Genomic DNA, 17,956 nt, shown 5'->3' on the forward strand with positions numbered 1-17,956 from the left:
GAACAAAAAAAGCCGCATTCTATAGGTACAGAAATGCCTATAGAATGCGGCTTTAGAAAAATTTAGAAATTTATTGATAGCTAAACTTCACCTTACTCAAAATATATGATGCATCAACAAACTCCAAACCTTGTGCTTCAGCCACGGCTTTATAAGTAACATACCCGTCTAATGTATTGAGACCTTTACATAAAGCTTCATTTTCCCGGCAAGCGGCACGGAAGCCTTTATTAGCGATCTGTACAGCATAAGGCACTGTAACATTGGTCAATGCAATGGTAGATGTCCTGGGAACAGCACCCGGCATATTCGCTACAGCATAATGAACTACATTATGTTTTACATAGGTGGGATCATCATGGGTAGTAATCCGGTCTGTAGTTTCAAAGCTACCGCCCTGGTCAATTGCGATATCAACAATAACAGAACCAGGCTCCATAGTTTTTACCATTTCTTCATTTACCAGCTTTGGAGCTTTCGCTCCCGGAATCAACACAGCCCCTATAACAAGGTCAGATTCTTTCACTGATTGCGCAATGTTGTACGGACTGGACATTAAAGTAGTTATCTGGTTTCCAAAAATATCATCCAGCTCACGGAGCCTTTCAGAATTAACGTCCAGGATGGTAACATCAGCACCGAGGCCCACAGCAATTTTTAATGCATTTGTACCAGCTACACCACCGCCGATGATGGTTACCCTACCACGTTTTACACCTGGCACTCCACCCAGGAGAACCCCTTTCCCTCCATCTGGTTTTTGTAAAAACTGTGCTCCCAATTGAGCTGACATTCTTCCAGCCACTTCACTCATAGGTGTCAATAAAGGCAGTGATCCGTTGGGTAGTTGAACAGTTTCATAGGCGATACCTACAACCTTATTCTCTGTTAATGCCTTTGTCAATTCTGGCTCCGGTGCAAGATGCAGGTAAGTAAACAGGATCAGGCCTTCACGGAAATAACCATATTCTGAAGCAATTGGCTCTTTCACCTTCATCACCATGTCATTATCCCAGGCTTCTGCAGCGGTATCGACAAGCGTAGCACCAGCTTGCTGATATTCTTCATCCCGGAAACCGGAACCAAGACCTGCACTTTTTTGGATGAATACTTCATGGCCAAATTTAACAAGCTGTACCACACCTGCCGGTGTCATCGCAACCCTGTTTTCATTGTTCTTTACCTCTTTAGGTACTCCTATTCTCATGTGATTCGATTTGTAATTAAAAATAATGTACTATTTGGAAGACCAGGAAGGTGAACTAATCATGCCTGGTCCTAATCATTTAAGCTATTTGCTTACCAACCACACCCAATTCCTTGCCGATCCTTGTAAAAGCTTCAATAGCCTTATCCAGGTGGTGTTGTTCATGTGCTGCACTTAACTGCACCCTGATGCGCGCCTGTCCTTTGGGAACTACAGGGAAGAAAAAGCCGATCACATAAATTCCCTCTTCCAACAAGCGGGTAGCAAAAGTGGCGGCCAGCACAGCATCATAAAGCATAATGGGAACAATCGGATGTTCACCTGGCTTAATGTCAAAACCAGCCTCAGTCATTTTGCTGCGGAAGTATTTTGTATTTTGCTCCAGCTTGTCGCGCAATTCTGTAGTCTCGCTCAGCATATCTAAAACAGCAATGGAAGCTCCCACAATGGATGGCGCCAAACTGTTCGAGAATAAATAAGGACGGCTTTTCTGGCGTAACATATCAATGATCTCTTTCCGTCCGCTGGTGAACCCACCACTGGCGCCACCTAAAGCCTTACCCATTGTCCCAGTAATGATATCAATACGACCCATCACACCACGGTATTCATGGGTCCCTCTTCCTGTTTTACCTAAAAAACCGGAAGCATGACTCTCATCAATCATCACGATGGCATCATATTTATCCGCTAAGTCACATATGGTATCCAGTTGGGCAATCGTACCATCCATACTGAAAGCACCATCTGTTACAATAATGCGGCTACGGGCATTTGAAGCTTCCTGGAGCTTGTTTTCCAGGTCCTGCATGTTATTGTGCTCATAGCGATAACGCTGTGCCTTACACAAACGCACACCATCAATAATGGAAGCATGGTTCAGCGCGTCTGAAATGATCGCATCCTGCTCATTAAACAGCGGTTCAAACACACCACCATTGGCATCGAAGGCCGCAGCATATAAGATTGTATCTTCAGTGCCCAGGAATTGCGACATCTTCTCTTCCAGTTCTTTATGAATATCCTGCGTACCGCAAATAAAGCGGACAGAACTCATTCCATAGCCGCGTTCATCAATGGTTTTATGTGCAGCTTCAATTACAGCTGGATGTGAAGAAAGCCCCAGGTAATTGTTTGCACAGAAATTGAGAACAGTTTTTCCTCCAACCTCTATTTCTGCTCCCTGCGGGGATGATATGATGCGTTCAGATTTATATAATCCGGATTTTTTGATTTCTTCTATTTCAGATTGTATGCGTGTAACAAATTTTTCATTCATAACTTAATAATTATTTTATAGAAATAATTTTCCCAAATCAATTACTAACTTCCATTAAATACCATTACAAATACACCAGGCCTACTTTACCATTGACCATTCAGCATTTACGTCTGACGTTTCTTGTTTCACTTTTGACAAATTGTAAAGCATGTCCTCAGTCATCCGTTTCAGATCATATTCATGTTTCCATCCCCAATCGGCTCTTGCTTTCGAATCATCAATGCTCTTCGGCCAGCTATTCGCAATATCCTGCCTGTAATCAGGCGCATATTCCATAGTAAATTCAGGTATATGACGCTTGATTTCTGCAGCAATCTCCTCAGGAGAAAAACTCATTGCCGCCAGGTTATACGATGTACGGATTTTGATTTCTTCAGCTGGCGCTTCCATTAATTCGATTGTAGCCCTGATCGCATCTGGCATGTACATCATTGGCAAACTGGTACCTGGCTCTAAAAAGCAGGTATACTTTTTCTCTTCCAATGCTTCATGAAATATTTCCACAGCATAATCAGTGGTACCACCGCCAGGTGATGATTTATAACTGATCAAGCCAGGATATCTAATGCTCCGGACATCTACGTTATACTTGTTGAAATAATAATTGCACCAGAACTCACCCGCATATTTTGAAATACCATACACGGTAATGGGTTCAATGATTGTTTGCTGAGGACAAGCCTGTTTGGGTGATGTTGGCCCAAAAACGGCGATACTGCTTGGCCAATACACCTTACTCAATTTCTCTTCTCTTGCAATGTCCAGAACGTTCAGAAGGCTTTGCATATTCAGATGCCATGCAAGTGCAGGATTTTTTTCACCCGTTGCAGAGAGCATGGCTGCCAGTAAGTATATTTGAGTGATGCCTTGCCTGATTACCTGCACATGAAGCATTTCCTTATTCATCACATCTAAGGATACATAAGGACCTGTACCTTTTAATAATTCATTTTCTTCTCTTAAGTCAGAGGCAATTACTGCGCTTGATCCATACATCTTTCTTAAGGCTAGTGTCAGTTCTACTCCTATTTGTCCGGAGGCACCAATCACTAAAATTTTCTCTTTTACCATATTTTAATGTTGAGCAATTATGTGTGTGTGAAGCACTTATCCAAAAGTAAATATTTAAAAGTATGAAAACAGTGTGCAATCGTTTGATCTGTCTGAAAACAGATTGATACTGCGGGCATCGGCAAAAGAAAAGAATAAATACCTTTTTTTTGTTCCTTATTCCATAAATGGTTGTTAAGATCATTGTTTAAGTGAGACAAGATTTATTAGCGGCATTCATACCTGGATTACTTTGACTTTCAACCTAAACAAATACTTATTTAGTTATAATGGTCACAATACATATGAATTTTATTGATGTAATATTGTATATCGGGATTTTTGTATTTGGTCTTACAGGTGCACTCAAAGCAAGGTCAAGTTCTATGGATATATTTGGCGCTTTTGTCATGGCCTTTGCTACTGCTTACGGAGGTGGAACTGTAAGAGATGTATTGATAGGCAGGTATCCGATTGGATGGATGAATGATTATTTAGCTTTCCTCCTGATATTTTTAGCCACTTTTATAGCTTTTTTATTGAAAAGAAACATTCGTAAGTTTCACCGCATCTTTTTTTTAACAGATGCCATTGGCTTAGGCTTGTTTACCATCGGGGGCATAGAAATAAGTCTTGACAATCATATCAATAATGTTTACGCAGTCTTGATGGGAGTTATTTCATCCACTTTTGGAGGGCTCGTAGCTGATATCATCAGCAATAAAACGCCATCCCTGCTCAAGAAAGGAGAATTGTATGCTACAGCATCTGCAATTGGGGGAACTGTTTACCTCTCCTTAAATCATCTCCTTCCCGACCCCAATATTCGCATGATAATTTGTGTGGCTTTAATAGTTTTCATCAGGTACATTTCGAAATGGAAACAGATCAATCTTCCTGAAATTTAAATCCTGTAATACTTAACCTTTAAATCTTTACCATAGTTTTTGCAATTCATAAAATTTTAATCATTATAAATATGTAAACATTTCCATTATCTTTGCCGCAGTTCTTAAAAACATCCTTATCAAGAAAGGCTGAGGGAAATGGCCCTTTGAAGCCTTGACAACCTCTCTCGTTTTGAGAAAAGGTGCCAACTCCATCATGGTAAAAAAATCATGAAAGATAAGTGGGATCAAAGCCTAACGAAATCTCTCTAAAATATTCGAAGCTCTTCCCCTTATCCCGGAAGAGCTTTTTTTTTCCTTTAAACATCCTTTTTGGTAAGTGTTATAAAATATCAAAAGCAAAGAGATGAATAACAAAAAACTGGTTATTGGCCTTTTCGGATTTGGCGTTGTTGGCGAAGGCCTGTATAAAGCATTGCAGCAAACTCCTACCCTGCAGGCAACTATAAAAAAAATATGTATCAAAGACCCGGGTAAAAAAAGGGCTGCTCCCGCCAGTTTATTTACTACGGATAGGGATGAATTATTATATGATCCTGAAATTAATGTGATTGTTGAAGTGATCAATGAAGCAGATGCGGCTTTTCATATTGCTTCCACTGCTTTTTTGAACGGAAAGGCTGTGGTAAGTGCCAGTAAAAAAATGATCGCCGAACATCTCACCAAACTCCTTGAACTGCAGAGACAGGTAGATCTGCCCTTTTTATATGAAGCGGCGGCCTGCGCTTCCATTCCGGTGATCCGTAATCTGGAGGAATATTACGATAATGACCTTCTTCATGGTATCCGTGCCATTGTAAATGGTTCAACCAATTATATCCTGACCAGGATGTTTGAAGACAAGCTTACTTTCCCTGAAGCCTTACTTTCCGCACAATCCCTGGGATTTGCTGAAAAAGATCCAACACTTGATGTTCAGGGCTGGGATGCTGCCCACAAATGCTGTATTTTATTGATGCATGCTTATGGGATCATTACTTCTACAGACCATCTGCTCTTTAATGGTATCCAAAATATTTCCGCACAGGATGCCAAGGTTGCAGGTGAAAAGGGTTTAGGAATCAAGCTGGTGGCACAAGCCCGGAAATTGAGAAGTGGAAAAATAGCGGCCTGTGTATTACCCCAGTTTGTTCAGGCTTCTGATTCCCTGCATTTTGTCAGGAATGAATTCAATGGCGTTGAAATAGAAAGCCATTTTGCTGATAAGCAGTTTTTCTACGGGAAAGGCGCCGGCTCCTTCCCCACGGCCTCCGCAGTCCTGAGCGACATTGCCGCTTTAAGATATGATTACAAATATGAATATAAAAAGCTGCACCAGGCGCCAGCAGAGCTTACGGAAGAATATTACCTGAAAGTTTACGTTCGCTTTCAACATTGGAAAGATATTCCCAAACAAAAGTTTGAGAGCATTGATGAAGTTCATGAAGATGGAAAAGGCAAGTATTTAACAGGGCTGATCCATTATAAAGAATTGAAAAACAGTGATTGGTGGAAACTCAACCATACCTCGCTGATTCTTTTACCAGATGCTATTGAAGAAAGCGTTGAAATCAGGAAAATTAAAAAGAGAAGCCTGGAACTGGGCGGAGTTGTATCCTGATTAATTTTTAATTTAATTTATTCCATAGGTAAATACAAGAAAAAATCTTTGCAAAAAAACATTGAGTATTGGATCATAATTTGTCCAATACTCAATTTCCAAACCTTGAATCCTTTCATTTTTCCCGACCTTATAGTGACCTTTTAGAGACCTTATAGAGATGTTATAGAGACCTTACTGCGGTCTAACTGTATAGGTACTCCGTATCTACTCCCAATCAACATCGCTCCAACAGCCCTCCAACTCTCTATCTAACAGCCCGGTTCTCACAACCTTCCCCTTAAGAAAAAAACACTTCATCTTAACTTTGTTCATAGAAAACTTACACCCATGACCCCTTCCCTTCATAAATCAACCACCCGTGGCCATGCTAACCATGGTTGGCTCGACTCCTGGCACAGCTTCAGCTTTGCCGATTATTATGATCCGGCCAGAATGAACTTTGGCGCATTAAGAGTTTTAAATGATGATGTAGTAGCGCCGGGAATGGGCTTTGGCATGCATCCGCATCAGAATATGGAAATCATATCCATACCCCTGGAAGGTGAATTGGTTCATAAAGATAACATGGGCACACGCCAGGTTATCAAACAAGGTGACGTCCAGGTAATGAGTGCAGGCATTGGCATCACTCATTCTGAAAAAAACATGAACCAGGACAGCCTTGTGAAATTCCTTCAAATCTGGATTATCCCCAATAAGCAGAACGTACTCCCCCGCTATGCACAGAAATCATTTTCTACCGATGAATTGAGAAACAAGCTATTGGCAATCGTTGCTCCAATGGGCGATAAAGAAAGTTTACAGATTTACCAGGATGCATGGCTAAGTATGGGCAAACTTGATCAGGATATTGAACTTATTTACGAAATAAAAAAGAATGGCAATGGCGTTTACGCTTTCTTGTTAGAAGGGGATGTAACCATCAATAATATCGTTTTGAATCGCCGGGATGGACTTGGATTAACAGAAGTTGATTCTTTAAACATCAAAGCTAATGTAGCATCAGATCTTTTATTAATAGAAGTGCCCATGGAATGGTAAAACATAGAAAAACTCAGTGCCATGTTTCAGACAATTACAATTCCAAAGCTGCATCTTGAATATAATTCATGGATAGCAGAATTGAACTTTTGCAAAGAGGAAATAAAATTTTATGAAAGACATTTGGAAAATATTATTTCTAAACACAAAAGCACAGAAATCACATCACAGGTAGAACATTTCCAAAACCAGTTCATTCGGCACAAAGAAGTGATCGATGAATTGAAACATGACCTTCACCTGGCAGAAAAACAACTGGCAGCATTTGCAAAGGATTTATCAGACGCCGGCCTCGTGAATATCAAAATGGATAACCATACTAAATTGCGGGATGCAGTACATACACAACGTTGCATATTCGATGACCTGAAAAAGGACTTCCGTCATTTTGAGGCATCCTGCACAACGTAAAGATGTTTTACTTCATTCAAAACTATAGAGTAATTTCAGGTTGAAAATTGAAGAAATGCGATTGATTTATTCCTTAGTCTTTGTTTTATTTACAGCACCTTTATGCTTTTCGCAATCTTTGAATATAATCCCTCAGCCGGCAAGTATCATTAAGGGAAGCGGAAGTTTCGAACTCAACAGGCAAACTGCTTTAGTTGTCCCGGATGAAGAAGACCGGAAAGCTGCACAGTTCTTTAATGATTACCTCAAAGAATATTACGGCTTTAAATTGGGCTTAGCCAATAAAGCACAAAAAAATTCGATTCGCCTTACCACCCGGAAATTTATTAAAGCTCCTGAAAAGGATGCTTACCAGCTTACTGTTAACAGCCAGGGAGTATCCATTGAAGGGGATACCTACCCAGGCACTTTTTATGGCATTCAAAGCCTTATCCAACTCCTCCCCGTCCCTAAAACCCAGTCCCAAGCAACTGATTCCAAATTCGTCATTCCTCATCTAACGATCCAGGACACACCACGGTTTGCTTACAGAGGGCTTCACCTGGATGTTGGCAGGCATATGTATCCCGTTTCTTTCATTAAGAAATATATTGACTATATAGCCCTGCACAAAATGAATTACTTCCATTGGCATCTTACAGAAGACCAGGGCTGGCGCATTGAGATCAAAAAATACCCCGGACTGACGAAAGTAGGTGCATGGCGCGATGGAACGATTATAGGCCGCTACCCTGGTACTGGTAATGACAATACCCGTTATGGAGGTTATTATTCACAGGAAGAAGTAAAGGAAATCGTTCAATATGCAGCTGACCGGCACATTACAGTGATACCTGAAATAGAAATGCCAGGGCATTCTTCTGCTGCATTGACGGCTTACCCCTGGTTAGGTTGCCCTGGTTCAGGGCCTTATAAAGTGGAGCAAACATGGGGTGTTTTTGATGATATTTACTGTGCAGGAAAAGATTCCACCTTTCAATTCCTACAGGATGTTCTGGATGAGGTAATCTCGCTCTTCCCATCCAAATACATTCATATTGGAGGCGATGAATCCCCTAAAACGAATTGGAAGGCGTGTCCTCTCTGCCAGGCCCGCATCAAGGCTGAAGGTTTGAAGGATGAGCATGAGTTGCAAAGCTATTTCATTCACCGTATGGAGAAATATGTGAACAGTAAAGGCCGCACCATTATTGGTTGGGATGAAATATTAGAAGGCGGACTCGCCCCTAAAGCAGTTGTGATGAGTTGGCGTGGAGAAAGTGGAGGTATAGCTGCAGCAAAGGAAAATCATTATGTCATCATGACGCCGGGCAGCCATTGCTATTTTGATTATTCCCAGGCACAAAATGAAGATTCGGTTACTATAGGCGGTTATATCCCTCTTGAAAAAGTTTATAGTTATGAACCCGTCCCCAATGTCCTGGACAAGGATCAGGCTAAATACATTTTAGGCGCACAGGCTAATGTTTGGACAGAATACATGCGGTATCCCAGTAAGGTAGAATATATGATCTTTCCCAGGTTGAGCGCAATCAGCGAAGTTTTATGGACAGCAGCAGCTAAAAAGAACTGGAGTGATTTTGAAAGACGGATGCAAACACAATATCTACGCTACCAACTTTGGAAGACAAACTACAGCAATGCCTATTTTGACATTAAAACAGCTTTACTTCCTGCTCCTGGAAATAAGGGTGTGTTGGTAAAGTTTGAGTCCAAGGATAAAACCGGCAAATTGATGTACCGCATTGCAGGAAAAAGCGCTGCCAAAAACTATACGACACCTTTTGTAATCAATGCAACATCTCATATAACAGGCATCTATTATAAAAATGGCAAATTATTGGATTCAGTCACCATTCCATTACAATTCAACAAAGCAACAGGAAAGAAAGTAACATTGAATGAACCTCCTTCCAAAAATTACCCTGGAGACGGTGCTTTCACTTTAACAGACGGTATTATCAATGATAAAGGATTAAACCGGAGCCGCGAGTTCATTGGTTATAATGGAAATGATATTTCAGCAACCATTGACCTGGGTACTGCTCAAAAAATTGATACGATTGTTGTTCATTCATTATATTCTGCCGGCAGCTGGATATACCCTCCTCAAAGCATAGACGTATCCATTTCAACTGATGGCAAGAGTTTCAAAAAAGCCGGCAGCTCAGATGCTTTTATCAAAATGAATGGTGGAAATGGTAAGCTGATGGTAACCATTTTACCTACATCTGCTCGTTATATCCAGGTTGACATAAAAAACCTTGGAAAAATTCCTGAAGGCAAAGCAGGTGCAGGTGAAAAAGCATGGCTATTTCTTGATGAAATAGAAATTTTGTAAATTATAGTATGATGATGAAACACATCTTTTCCCTTTTGAAAGCAATTACACCATATCAATAAGAACATAAAATTCCTTAACATGGTCGAAGCTTTTGAAAAAATCCCCTGTTTCATTTTCCCGGATATGAATGAAGGCTCTTACTACGCAGCAAAGATCATTGCGCAAACCATCCGTGAAAAGCAGCAAAAAGGAGAAAACTGTGTATTGGGCTTAGCTACTGGTTCTACTCCAAAAGTCCTCTATAATGAACTTGTCCGTATGCATAAGGAGGAAGGCCTGAGCTTCAAAAATGTAATTACTTTCAATTTAGATGAGTATTATCCTATGGAGCGTGAAGCTATGCAAAGCTATTATAACTATATGCATAGGATACTATTTCACCATATTGATATTCAGGCAAAGAACATTCATATTCCCAATGGCGAGCTTCCTAAGGAACAGATCAAACAACATTGCATAGAATATGAAAAACAAATAGAGGAAGCAGGTGGTATTGACCTTCAGATCCTTGGTATCGGAAATAACGGCCATATAGGATTTAATGAACCAGGCTCAAGTATCCATTCAAAAACAAGATTAACCAATCTTGAAAACTCAACACGACTTGCCAACGTTTATGAGTTTGCCAATATTTCAGAAGTACCGCGCTTGGCAATTACTATGGGGTTAAGCACTATTTTAAAAGCCAGGAAAGTTATCTTATTGGCCTGGGGACCAGCAAAAGCTCCAGTGGTACAGCGTGCTGTTGAGGATCATATGTCAGAGCAGGTGCCTGCCAGTTTATTGCAACAACATAATGATTGCATTTTCATCCTTGACAGTTCTGCTGCGGCAGAATTGACCCGTTACAAAAGCCCATGGCTCACAGGTGATATTGAATGGACTCCTCTTATGATCAAGAGAGCTGTTGTCAATACCGCCTTAAAAATCCAAAAGCCAATTTTATCACTTACAAATGTCGATTACAACGAGAATGGGTTAGGAGACCTTATAGTAGAAAAAGGTGATGCTTATGATATAAACCTCCAGGTATATTATATGTTAAGGGATTCCATTACTGGCTGGCCGGGAGGAAAACCAAAAGCGAATTTACCGAACCACCCGGAACGTTCACTTCCTTATCCCAAACGATGTCTTATTTTTTCACCCCATCCGGATGATGATATTATCAGTATGGGTGGAACTTTCCAGCGCCTTCACGACCAGGGACATGATGTTCATGTGGTATATCAAACATCAGGCAATATTGCAGTGACCGATGAATTTGTAACCCGCTTTCTTGATTTTGCAGTTGGCTTTGAAGATATAGCCGGCATCAATAATGAGAAGTCTGTTCAAATACTACAGCAGGTGCGTAGTTATTTATCAAAGAAAAAAGATGACCAGGTGGACACTGCGCAAATCAGGGCTATTAAGGGATTAATCAGAAGATGCGAGGCAAGAGCCACTTGCCGATATGTTGGCATCAAGGAAGAAAATATACATTTCCTCGATCTGCCTTTTTATGAAACAGGCACTATAGAAAAAAAACCTATGGGTGAGGATGATGTAAAAATTACTATTGATAAACTACAATCAATTAAACCTCACCAGGTATATTGTGCAGGTGATTTGGCCGATCCTCATGGTACACACAAGGTTTGCCTTGATATAGTAATGGAATCACTTCGCCGATTGAAAAATGAAGGAGTCAATTGGATCAATGATTGTTGGGTATGGTTGTATAAAGGAGCATGGCAGGAATGGCGCATTGATGAAATTGAAATGGCTGTACCAATGAGTCCCGACCAGGTATCTAAAAAAAGGTATGGTATATTCATCCACCAATCGCAAAAAGACATGGTTCCTTTCCAGGGTTCCGATGCAAGGGAATTCTGGCAAAGGGCCGAAGAACGGAATGCGGCAACAGCCAATTTGTATGCCCAGTTAGGATTGACACAATATGCCTCCATGGAGGCATTTGTGAGGTGGAAGTATTAAAATCATTTCAGACTCTATTTTCAAGAAGTGGAACATTGTTCAAGCTATCTGTTCCTTTTCATAAAAAACAGTAAAAGCTGAAAGGTTTTTACTGTTTTTTATGAAAAATATTTGGCTGATATACAACTGCGTCTTACTTTTGCACTCCACAAAACAAATGGCCCCGTAGCTCAATTGAATAGAGCATTTGACTACGGATCAAAAGGTTTCAGGTTTGAATCCTGACGGGGTCACGAAAAAGCGAATCAAATCGCACCAAAAGCCAGCAAAACATTGATTTTGCTGGCTTTTTTGTTTTTTAACCTACCAAAAGATTCAAATTTTCGCAACGTGTAGGTAAACTATTCGGTGAACCAGGAATTTTTCCAAAATCTGGTTCACCGGATTCCGCCGAAAGCCTTATCCACTGCAGATTTGAAAGGGGTCAAAGTGCACGTTTCTGCCTAATTTTCTTCACCGTTTCCAATATGAGTTCACCCGGAATTTTTAACCCAAAAAATGAAGTGTATGAATCGGAAACACACCTTTTCACTACTCCCCTTTGTCCGGGAGCACAAGAAAAACAAAGAGGGACAAATACCCGTGTATCTACGTATTACTGTGGATGGAAAAAGAAGTGAACTCTCCACCAAAACTTATGTCGATCCTGGAAAACGGAATGAAGGTAAGGGAAGGGTTAAGGGTACCAATGAAGAGAGCCGAAGATTAAACAACGCTATTGAAGCCTTTCGGGGCTCGTAACCTGTACAATCATTTCCTGGAAAAAGGAAAGATCATCACCTCGGAGCTCATTTAAAATGAAATGACAGGCCTGGAGCATAAGAAAAGAACACTAGTCCAGTCCTTTGACCAGTTTGTGCGCGGAATAGAACAAAAAATCGGCAATGAGTATGCAGCAGGTACCGTCAAAACTGGAAAGTAACTCAGGGGCATTTAAAAGAGTTTATGCAAAACAGTTATGGGATCACAGACATTGCAATTAAAATACTCAACCTACAGTTCCTCCTTGATCTTGAATTCTATGCACGTACAACCTGGAATTGCCAGACCAATGCGGTAATGAAACACATCCAGCGCATAAGAAAAATAGTGAACAAAGCTATTGCCAGTGAGTGGTTAGACAAAGATCCTTTTATTGGTTACGAGGGTAAGCAGGAAAAAACCAGCCGAACCTTTTTAACAGAAGAAGAATAAAAATGGGTGGAGAACAAAATGATCCGAATGGAACGCCTGGAAAGAGTACGCGACATTTTTGTTTTCGTTTGTTATACAGGCCTGGCATATGTGGACGTAGAACAACTTACGCAGGACAACATTGTTATTGTCATTGACGGCAAAAAATGGATTTACACTATGAGGGAAAAAACAGATGGAAAATCCAACATCCCTCTCCTACCCAAGGCTTTAGCCATCTTAGAAAAGTATAGGGATTATCAAAGGGCAAAAAAGAATGGAAAGTTATTGCCAGTAATCACGAATATCAAAACGAATGAATATTTAAAAGAAATAGCGGATATATGCGGGATCAAATAGAACCTCACCTTTCACATAGCGCGGCATACATTTGCAACCACGGTGACTCAAACCGATGGCGTACCCATTGAGACAATGAGTAACATGTTAGAACATACGAAAATTACCACTACTCAGATATATGCGAAAGTGCTGGAAAATAAGGTGAGTAATGATATGCTTATATTAGAAAACAAATTGGCAAATGTCAATTGATTATTATTTTATTTCATCGTATCCCTTCGGCTAAGTGCATATTGTTGAGCTGGTCTAAAATCCGTAAGGATTATTTTTTATAGTGATGAGGTAGTAGTTCTTGAACTCGGTTTACAGGGTGGTCTGCAATTTTGTGAAGAACATCTTTAAGCCAGCTATATGGTTCTATACCATGCATTTTACAGGTGCCTAGTAAGCTGTAAAACATTCCGCTTCGCCTGGCTGCTTCGTGGGATCCGGCAAACAAATAATTTTTCCTGTCCAAGGCTACCGGGGTATGCTGTTTTCAACCGGATTGTTGTCAATATTCAATCGGCCATCAGCGGTATATATGAACAATTTATGCCATCGTTCTATACTATAAGCGAGTGCTTTGCCAATCGCGCTTTTGGGTAGTACATGCAATTATTGCTGTTGCATCCATAGCCACATTCCTTTGAATATCGGATCAGCTTTTTTGTTTCGAACAACTTTTAGTTCTTCAAGGCTCAGACCCGGCGAGGCACAGTGTCCTCAGGTTAATAGTTGGGTAACAGTCAATCCGATCAAATGTTGAAGTGCAAATTATATGTCTACTAAAAAGCCCTCTGTATAGGAGGGCTATCAATAAAAACTTTCAACAAAGGTAGGATCAAGTCGCAATCGCCCCTTCAGATTGTCGTTTTAGCCCCCCATAGCTTGAGATGGTGCTCGGTACATTTGTGAAAACAAATCAGTTAAATATGCGAAAGTTGATAATGAAGATGTCGGTCTCGCTCGATGGTTTCGTAGCCGACTCTGATGGCCAAAAGGATTGGCTTTTCAAGACTGGGGACGAAGAGTCATTGGCTTGGAGTGTCGACAAAATCCGCCAAGCAGGGCTGATTATTATGGGTAGGAAATCGTTTGAGACGATGGCCCCTTACTGGCCGACTGCGACCGGACCTTTTGCCGCACCGATGAACGAGATCCCCAAGGCCGTTTTTACAAAGAATGGATTTAAAAGCATCGATTTTATGCAAACGATTTCTAGGGAGCAATCGCCCGCCGTGGCTTCCTGGGCCGAAGCGCGGGTTTTCGATGGCGATCTTGCTGAAGTGATCAGGGAACTTAAAGCCGAGCCAGGGAAACCGATCGTATCATTTGGTGGTGCGGGATTTATGCAGAGCCTAATAGCAACAGGTCTCATTGACGAATACCACCTGGCCATCCATCCTGTCGCATTAGGTTCGGGGTTGCCAATCTTCACCGGTCTAAAAATACCGCTTTACTTGAAGTTGGGCGAGGTAAAGGTTTTTCCGAAGGGGGTCATAGCACAGACTTACCGTGCTTAAGTTTACATTCTATCAACACTAAAAAGTCAACCAGAAAGAAGAAAAAAACATCAGTAACAAAAATCAACTTCTAAAAACCAGGTTTTTAGAAGTACCCATATAATAAAAAGTAAAAAGCGCAGTTTTAATGACTGCGCTTTTTTTAATGCATTTTTTGGAAAACCATTCATGCGGTTAACCTCCAATGGGCATGTTGCCAATTGGCTAATTGCCTATTTCTTAACAACAGGGGTATCAACCGGCCAGTCATCCGTACGGAATAAATTGACGGGTAGCCCATCTTTGGTGAACAGGTTAGGCATCGCCCCATTGCTAAAACCGAACCGGACAGCCACAGGCTTTTTTACTTCTTTGTTCCATACAACCACTGAACTGCCTTCAATTTTAGCCTGGGCCGGAACAAATTGCTGATCCTCCCCTGCAATATAAAACTCGGTAGGCGCTCCCCCTTTGCTGATAAGCCCACTGCCAACCTGGTCAAAGGAAATGCGGATCTTGTCCTTTTCAACACTCATGCTTTGATATACCGGGCTTTTATAGGGCAGTCCGCTTTTTCCATACGTCTGCACTAAAGCATAATTCGCTAATCGCAGACCTACTTCCTTTTTCATCTTTGGATGTATGTCATTGACATTATCCACCAGGTCGCTGACCACCACCATCCCGGTGTTGGGGTATGTCCTGCTTTTGGTTTGCGACTCCCTGAGCAAGGGGGCAACATTCATGTTGCCGTAACCTGCAAAAGGAGCGATCTGCACATAGTAAAAAGGAAACTCCTTGTGCCAGGCTTTACGCCAGGCACCAATCATTGTGGTAAACAGCGACTGGTAAGAATTCGCAACACCCGTATTGCCTTCCCCCTGGTACCAAATCGAACCAGCAATCGTATAGCTGGTAAGCGGATGGATCATGGCATTGTAACTAAAACCTGGCTGCACGGGCCACCATTGCGAAGCATTCAGCAGTTGGGCGGCCTGTTTCAGGATGGGATCCTTTTCCACCGGCTCTTCCGGCGTCCATACTTCGGCGGGTGTACCCCCCCAACTGGCATTGATCAATCCTACAGGTGCATTTAATTCCTGTTGGATTTTCTTGCCAAAAAAATAACCAACCGCACTAAAGCGCTTCATATCCTCCGGATTACAAACAACCCACTTTGCAGCCACATCATCCTGGGGATATGCAGCCGTTGCTTTTGGAATATGAAAGAAGCGGATGCTTTTGTTGTTAGCATGGGCAACCTCGTCTTGGTAGGGTAGCCCCCAGTTCACGTTCATTTCCATGTTGCTTTGCCCACTGCAGACCCAAACTTCGCCAACCATTACATCATCTAACTCTATAGAACTGTTCCCCTGAATAGATATCTTATAGGGCCCTCCTGCAGCAGGTGTTTTTACCGTCACACTCCACTTTGCGTTGCCCGAACCAACCGCAGAATAAGTGGTTGTGTCCCAAGTGGTATTGATCTTGATCTTTTCACTGGGAGCACACCAGCCCCACAATTTTACGTCACTGTTTTGTTGCAATACCATATGACTGCCAATAATTGCGGGCAAACGCAACTGCGCAAATAATGTTGGCAAACCAGCCAACAAGGAAAACATTATAGTAAATAGGTAACTTCTTTTTTTCATGAGATTTGGGAATGAAATTTAATGTATGATAAATTAATTGTAGTGAAATTATGTCATTGTAATAGCTTCCTGAAAAATGGCTGCTTCATATACCTGTGGCATAGTAGGACCATCACTATTCCAATTACGATAAACTCCAATACCGCTCGTAAAAGTTTCAAAAATATATAGCATTAGCCTTCTCCGTTAATAAATAAGTACAATCATTTGGTACTGGAAAGACGCAACATTAATACATCATGTGCCGGAACCATTGTTTTCATATCTTTTTTGGTAGTACCAATATCTTTCTTCATCCACAAATCACGGATCTTATAAACAGTATGTTTCACATCAAGTTGTTTATGGAAGATCGTATCAGCAACTTCTTGCGCGCTCCATTTGAATTCTATAGTTTGTGGCTTAGTGCCTCTGTTGAGAAAACACAAGGCCCAGTCATCATTCTTCAAAGGTTTAAACCAGGTTTCCACACTGTCTTTCACTGCATACTGAAAACCCTGAATACCCAAAGAATCCTGGTTTACAGCAATGACCTCCTTATTGGTTAGCACTTCAATAGTTTCACTCGTCATGCTGCGTAAATCATTACCGGCAATCAATGGAGCGGCTACCATGGCCCACATGGAAAAATGAGCTCTGTCTTCACTAGGCGACAATTTGCCGTTTCCGATTTCCAGCATATCCGGATCATTCCAATGCCCGGGTCCTGCATACCTGCGCAAATTTTGCTGCATATCAAGTATTTGCATCACCCCCCAGGATTTCCAGGTACCATGGTCTTCAATACAATCGAAGCAATTGAATATATCGCCTGTAGTGCGCCACAAATGTCCCACAGTTCGCCCCCACTCCCACGGTTGATCATTGCCCCATTCACATATACTCAACACCACAGGCCTTCCCGCCCTACGTAAAGCAGCAGCCATGGTCTTATAAGCGCCTTCTGCTTTCAAGCCTTCTGTGTTGCACCAGTCATATTTCAGATAGTCCACACCCCAACTGGCATAGGTTTGGGCATCCTGGAATTCATAACCCCTGCTACCAGGTCTGCCGCCACAGGTTTGCGAACCTGCATCAGAATAGATACCAAGCTTCAACCCTTTTGAATGTACATAATCGGCAAGGGCTTTCATACCCGAAGGAAATCTTTTGGGATCAGGATGAATGAAACCAAGTGAATCACGCTCTCCATGCCAGCAATCATCGATGTTGATATAAGTATAGCCAGCATCCTTCATTCCGGTGGAAACCATAGCATCTGCCATTTGCCTGATCATATTTTCATCTACATGGCAGGCAAACCTGTTCCAGCTATTCCATCCCATAGGCGGCGTAAGAGCAAGCCCCTCAAATTTATTATAGTTCTGTGTGTAATTATTTCCCTGGCTGAAGCCGACATCAGCAATCAGTAGCATAGCTATTATTATCAAACAGTATTTATTCATCTTGCTTACT

General features: G+C 41.5%; 18 protein-coding genes, 1 tRNA gene, 1 pseudogene and 1 riboswitch. Of the genes and pseudogenes, 12 read left to right on the forward strand and 8 right to left on the reverse strand.

What is annotated here, in order from left to right; genetic code table 11:
* Positions 1-70: 70 nt before the first annotated feature.
* The 3 genes from ald to OCK74_RS13790 all read right to left on the reverse strand — a co-directional run bounded on the left by ald (position 71) and on the right by OCK74_RS13790 (position 3,560).
* Positions 71-1,207 (reverse strand): alanine dehydrogenase, encoded by a 1,137-nt coding sequence (gene ald / locus OCK74_RS13780; protein ID WP_279297630.1) that lies wholly within the window; start codon positions 1,205-1,207, stop codon positions 71-73.
* A 79-nt stretch (positions 1,208-1,286) separates the two neighbouring features.
* Complete coding sequence (kbl, locus tag OCK74_RS13785) at positions 1,287-2,486, reverse strand: glycine C-acetyltransferase (RefSeq protein ID WP_279297631.1); 1,200 nt, start codon at positions 2,484-2,486, stop codon at positions 1,287-1,289.
* Between the two features lie 81 nt (positions 2,487-2,567).
* Positions 2,568-3,560 carry an NAD-dependent epimerase/dehydratase family protein gene (locus tag OCK74_RS13790; protein ID WP_279297632.1) on the reverse strand — a complete coding sequence of 331 codons (993 nt, stop codon included), beginning with the start codon at positions 3,558-3,560 and terminating at the stop codon, positions 2,568-2,570.
* Between the two features lie 284 nt (positions 3,561-3,844).
* Between OCK74_RS13790 and OCK74_RS13795 the strand changes: the two genes are divergently transcribed.
* From OCK74_RS13795 to OCK74_RS27980, 11 genes and pseudogenes are all read left to right on the forward strand, one after another.
* The gene (locus tag OCK74_RS13795) at positions 3,845-4,447 is read left to right on the forward strand and encodes a trimeric intracellular cation channel family protein (RefSeq protein ID WP_279297633.1); all 603 of its coding nucleotides are present in this window, start codon (positions 3,845-3,847) and stop codon (positions 4,445-4,447) included.
* Positions 4,448-4,560: 113 nt separating this feature from the next.
* A riboswitch (SAM riboswitch) is annotated at positions 4,561-4,671 on the forward strand.
* A 122-nt stretch (positions 4,672-4,793) separates the two neighbouring features.
* A complete protein-coding gene (locus OCK74_RS13800; protein WP_279297634.1) occupies positions 4,794-6,047 on the forward strand; it encodes a homoserine dehydrogenase in 1,254 nt (417 codons plus the stop codon).
* 330 nt (positions 6,048-6,377) lie between these two features.
* Positions 6,378-7,091: a pirin family protein gene (locus OCK74_RS13805; protein ID WP_279297635.1), complete on the forward strand. Its 714-nt coding sequence runs from the start codon at positions 6,378-6,380 to the stop codon at positions 7,089-7,091.
* A 21-nt stretch (positions 7,092-7,112) separates the two neighbouring features.
* Entirely contained in the window at positions 7,113-7,502 is a 390-nt protein-coding gene (locus OCK74_RS13810) for a hypothetical protein (RefSeq protein WP_279297636.1), read from the forward strand.
* Between the two features lie 55 nt (positions 7,503-7,557).
* Entirely contained in the window at positions 7,558-9,843 is a 2,286-nt protein-coding gene (locus OCK74_RS13815) for a glycoside hydrolase family 20 protein (RefSeq protein WP_279297637.1), read from the forward strand.
* Positions 9,844-9,924: 81 nt separating this feature from the next.
* Positions 9,925-11,826, forward strand: coding sequence for a glucosamine-6-phosphate deaminase (gene nagB, locus OCK74_RS13820; protein WP_279297638.1), 1,902 nt, complete (start codon positions 9,925-9,927; stop codon positions 11,824-11,826).
* 159 nt (positions 11,827-11,985) lie between these two features.
* Positions 11,986-12,059, forward strand: a tRNA-Arg gene (locus tag OCK74_RS13825).
* Between the two features lie 274 nt (positions 12,060-12,333).
* Entirely contained in the window at positions 12,334-12,567 is a 234-nt protein-coding gene (locus OCK74_RS13830; RefSeq protein WP_279297639.1) for an Arm DNA-binding domain-containing protein, read from the forward strand.
* A gap of 174 nt (positions 12,568-12,741) precedes the next feature.
* Positions 12,742-13,020 (forward strand): annotated as a pseudogene (locus tag OCK74_RS13835) (phage integrase SAM-like domain-containing protein); the annotation flags it as partial.
* 18 nt (positions 13,021-13,038) lie between these two features.
* On the forward strand, positions 13,039-13,359 hold the full coding sequence (locus OCK74_RS13840) for a site-specific integrase (protein ID WP_279297640.1): 321 nt from the start codon (positions 13,039-13,041) through the stop codon (positions 13,357-13,359).
* Between the two features lie 15 nt (positions 13,360-13,374).
* Positions 13,375-13,554: a site-specific integrase gene (locus OCK74_RS27980; protein WP_423803163.1), complete on the forward strand. Its 180-nt coding sequence runs from the start codon at positions 13,375-13,377 to the stop codon at positions 13,552-13,554.
* Positions 13,555-13,624: 70 nt separating this feature from the next.
* On the opposite strand, the gene OCK74_RS27985 is transcribed toward OCK74_RS27980, so the two are convergent.
* Both OCK74_RS27985 and OCK74_RS27990 read right to left on the reverse strand, forming a co-directional pair.
* Positions 13,625-13,762: a transposase domain-containing protein gene (locus OCK74_RS27985; protein ID WP_423803164.1), complete on the reverse strand. Its 138-nt coding sequence runs from the start codon at positions 13,760-13,762 to the stop codon at positions 13,625-13,627.
* A gap of 59 nt (positions 13,763-13,821) precedes the next feature.
* On the reverse strand, positions 13,822-13,959 hold the full coding sequence (locus OCK74_RS27990) for an IS66 family transposase (protein ID WP_423803160.1): 138 nt from the start codon (positions 13,957-13,959) through the stop codon (positions 13,822-13,824).
* A gap of 317 nt (positions 13,960-14,276) precedes the next feature.
* On the opposite strand from OCK74_RS27990, the gene OCK74_RS13845 reads away from it, so the two are divergent.
* On the forward strand, positions 14,277-14,867 hold the full coding sequence (locus OCK74_RS13845; protein ID WP_279297641.1) for a dihydrofolate reductase family protein: 591 nt from the start codon (positions 14,277-14,279) through the stop codon (positions 14,865-14,867).
* Between the two features lie 212 nt (positions 14,868-15,079).
* Here OCK74_RS13845 and OCK74_RS13850 read toward each other — a convergent pair whose 3' ends face one another.
* From OCK74_RS13850 to OCK74_RS13860, 3 genes are read right to left on the reverse strand one after another with little or no spacing between them, the layout of a single operon-like run.
* The gene (locus tag OCK74_RS13850) at positions 15,080-16,501 is read right to left on the reverse strand and encodes a sialate O-acetylesterase (protein WP_279297642.1); all 1,422 of its coding nucleotides are present in this window, start codon (positions 16,499-16,501) and stop codon (positions 15,080-15,082) included.
* Positions 16,502-16,549: 48 nt separating this feature from the next.
* Positions 16,550-16,675, reverse strand: coding sequence for a hypothetical protein (locus OCK74_RS13855; protein WP_279297643.1), 126 nt, complete (start codon positions 16,673-16,675; stop codon positions 16,550-16,552).
* Positions 16,676-16,704: 29 nt separating this feature from the next.
* Positions 16,705-17,916, reverse strand: coding sequence for a glycoside hydrolase family 27 protein (locus OCK74_RS13860; protein ID WP_279297644.1), 1,212 nt, complete (start codon positions 17,914-17,916; stop codon positions 16,705-16,707).
* Positions 17,917-17,956 lie beyond the last annotated feature (40 nt).

The sequence above is a fragment of the Paraflavisolibacter caeni genome (assembly GCF_025628885.1).
In the GTDB taxonomy this organism is placed as follows: domain Bacteria; phylum Bacteroidota; class Bacteroidia; order Chitinophagales; family Chitinophagaceae; genus Flavisolibacter; species Flavisolibacter caeni.

Bases quoted from the DNA above. Each gene is read 5' to 3' on its own strand.
- ald (WP_279297630.1), bottom strand. From the start codon at position 1,207: ATGAGAATAGGAGTACCTAAAGAGGTAAAGAACAATGAAAACAGGGTT.
- kbl (WP_279297631.1), bottom strand. From the start codon at position 2,486: ATGAATGAAAAATTTGTTACACGCATACAATCTGAAATAGAAGAAATC.
- OCK74_RS13790 (WP_279297632.1), bottom strand. From the start codon at position 3,560: ATGGTAAAAGAGAAAATTTTAGTGATTGGTGCCTCCGGACAAATAGGA.
- OCK74_RS13795 (WP_279297633.1), top strand. From the start codon at position 3,845: ATGAATTTTATTGATGTAATATTGTATATCGGGATTTTTGTATTTGGT.
- OCK74_RS13800 (WP_279297634.1), top strand. From the start codon at position 4,794: ATGAATAACAAAAAACTGGTTATTGGCCTTTTCGGATTTGGCGTTGTT.
- OCK74_RS13805 (WP_279297635.1), top strand. From the start codon at position 6,378: ATGACCCCTTCCCTTCATAAATCAACCACCCGTGGCCATGCTAACCAT.
- OCK74_RS13810 (WP_279297636.1), top strand. From the start codon at position 7,113: ATGTTTCAGACAATTACAATTCCAAAGCTGCATCTTGAATATAATTCA.
- OCK74_RS13815 (WP_279297637.1), top strand. From the start codon at position 7,558: ATGCGATTGATTTATTCCTTAGTCTTTGTTTTATTTACAGCACCTTTA.
- nagB (WP_279297638.1), top strand. From the start codon at position 9,925: ATGGTCGAAGCTTTTGAAAAAATCCCCTGTTTCATTTTCCCGGATATG.
- OCK74_RS13830 (WP_279297639.1), top strand. From the start codon at position 12,334: ATGAATCGGAAACACACCTTTTCACTACTCCCCTTTGTCCGGGAGCAC.
- OCK74_RS13840 (WP_279297640.1), top strand. From the start codon at position 13,039: ATGATCCGAATGGAACGCCTGGAAAGAGTACGCGACATTTTTGTTTTC.
- OCK74_RS27985 (WP_423803164.1), bottom strand. From the start codon at position 13,762: ATGTTTTACAGCTTACTAGGCACCTGTAAAATGCATGGTATAGAACCA.
- OCK74_RS13845 (WP_279297641.1), top strand. From the start codon at position 14,277: ATGCGAAAGTTGATAATGAAGATGTCGGTCTCGCTCGATGGTTTCGTA.
- OCK74_RS13850 (WP_279297642.1), bottom strand. From the start codon at position 16,501: ATGAAAAAAAGAAGTTACCTATTTACTATAATGTTTTCCTTGTTGGCT.
- OCK74_RS13855 (WP_279297643.1), bottom strand. From the start codon at position 16,675: ATGCTATATATTTTTGAAACTTTTACGAGCGGTATTGGAGTTTATCGT.
- OCK74_RS13860 (WP_279297644.1), bottom strand. From the start codon at position 17,916: ATGCTACTGATTGCTGATGTCGGCTTCAGCCAGGGAAATAATTACACA.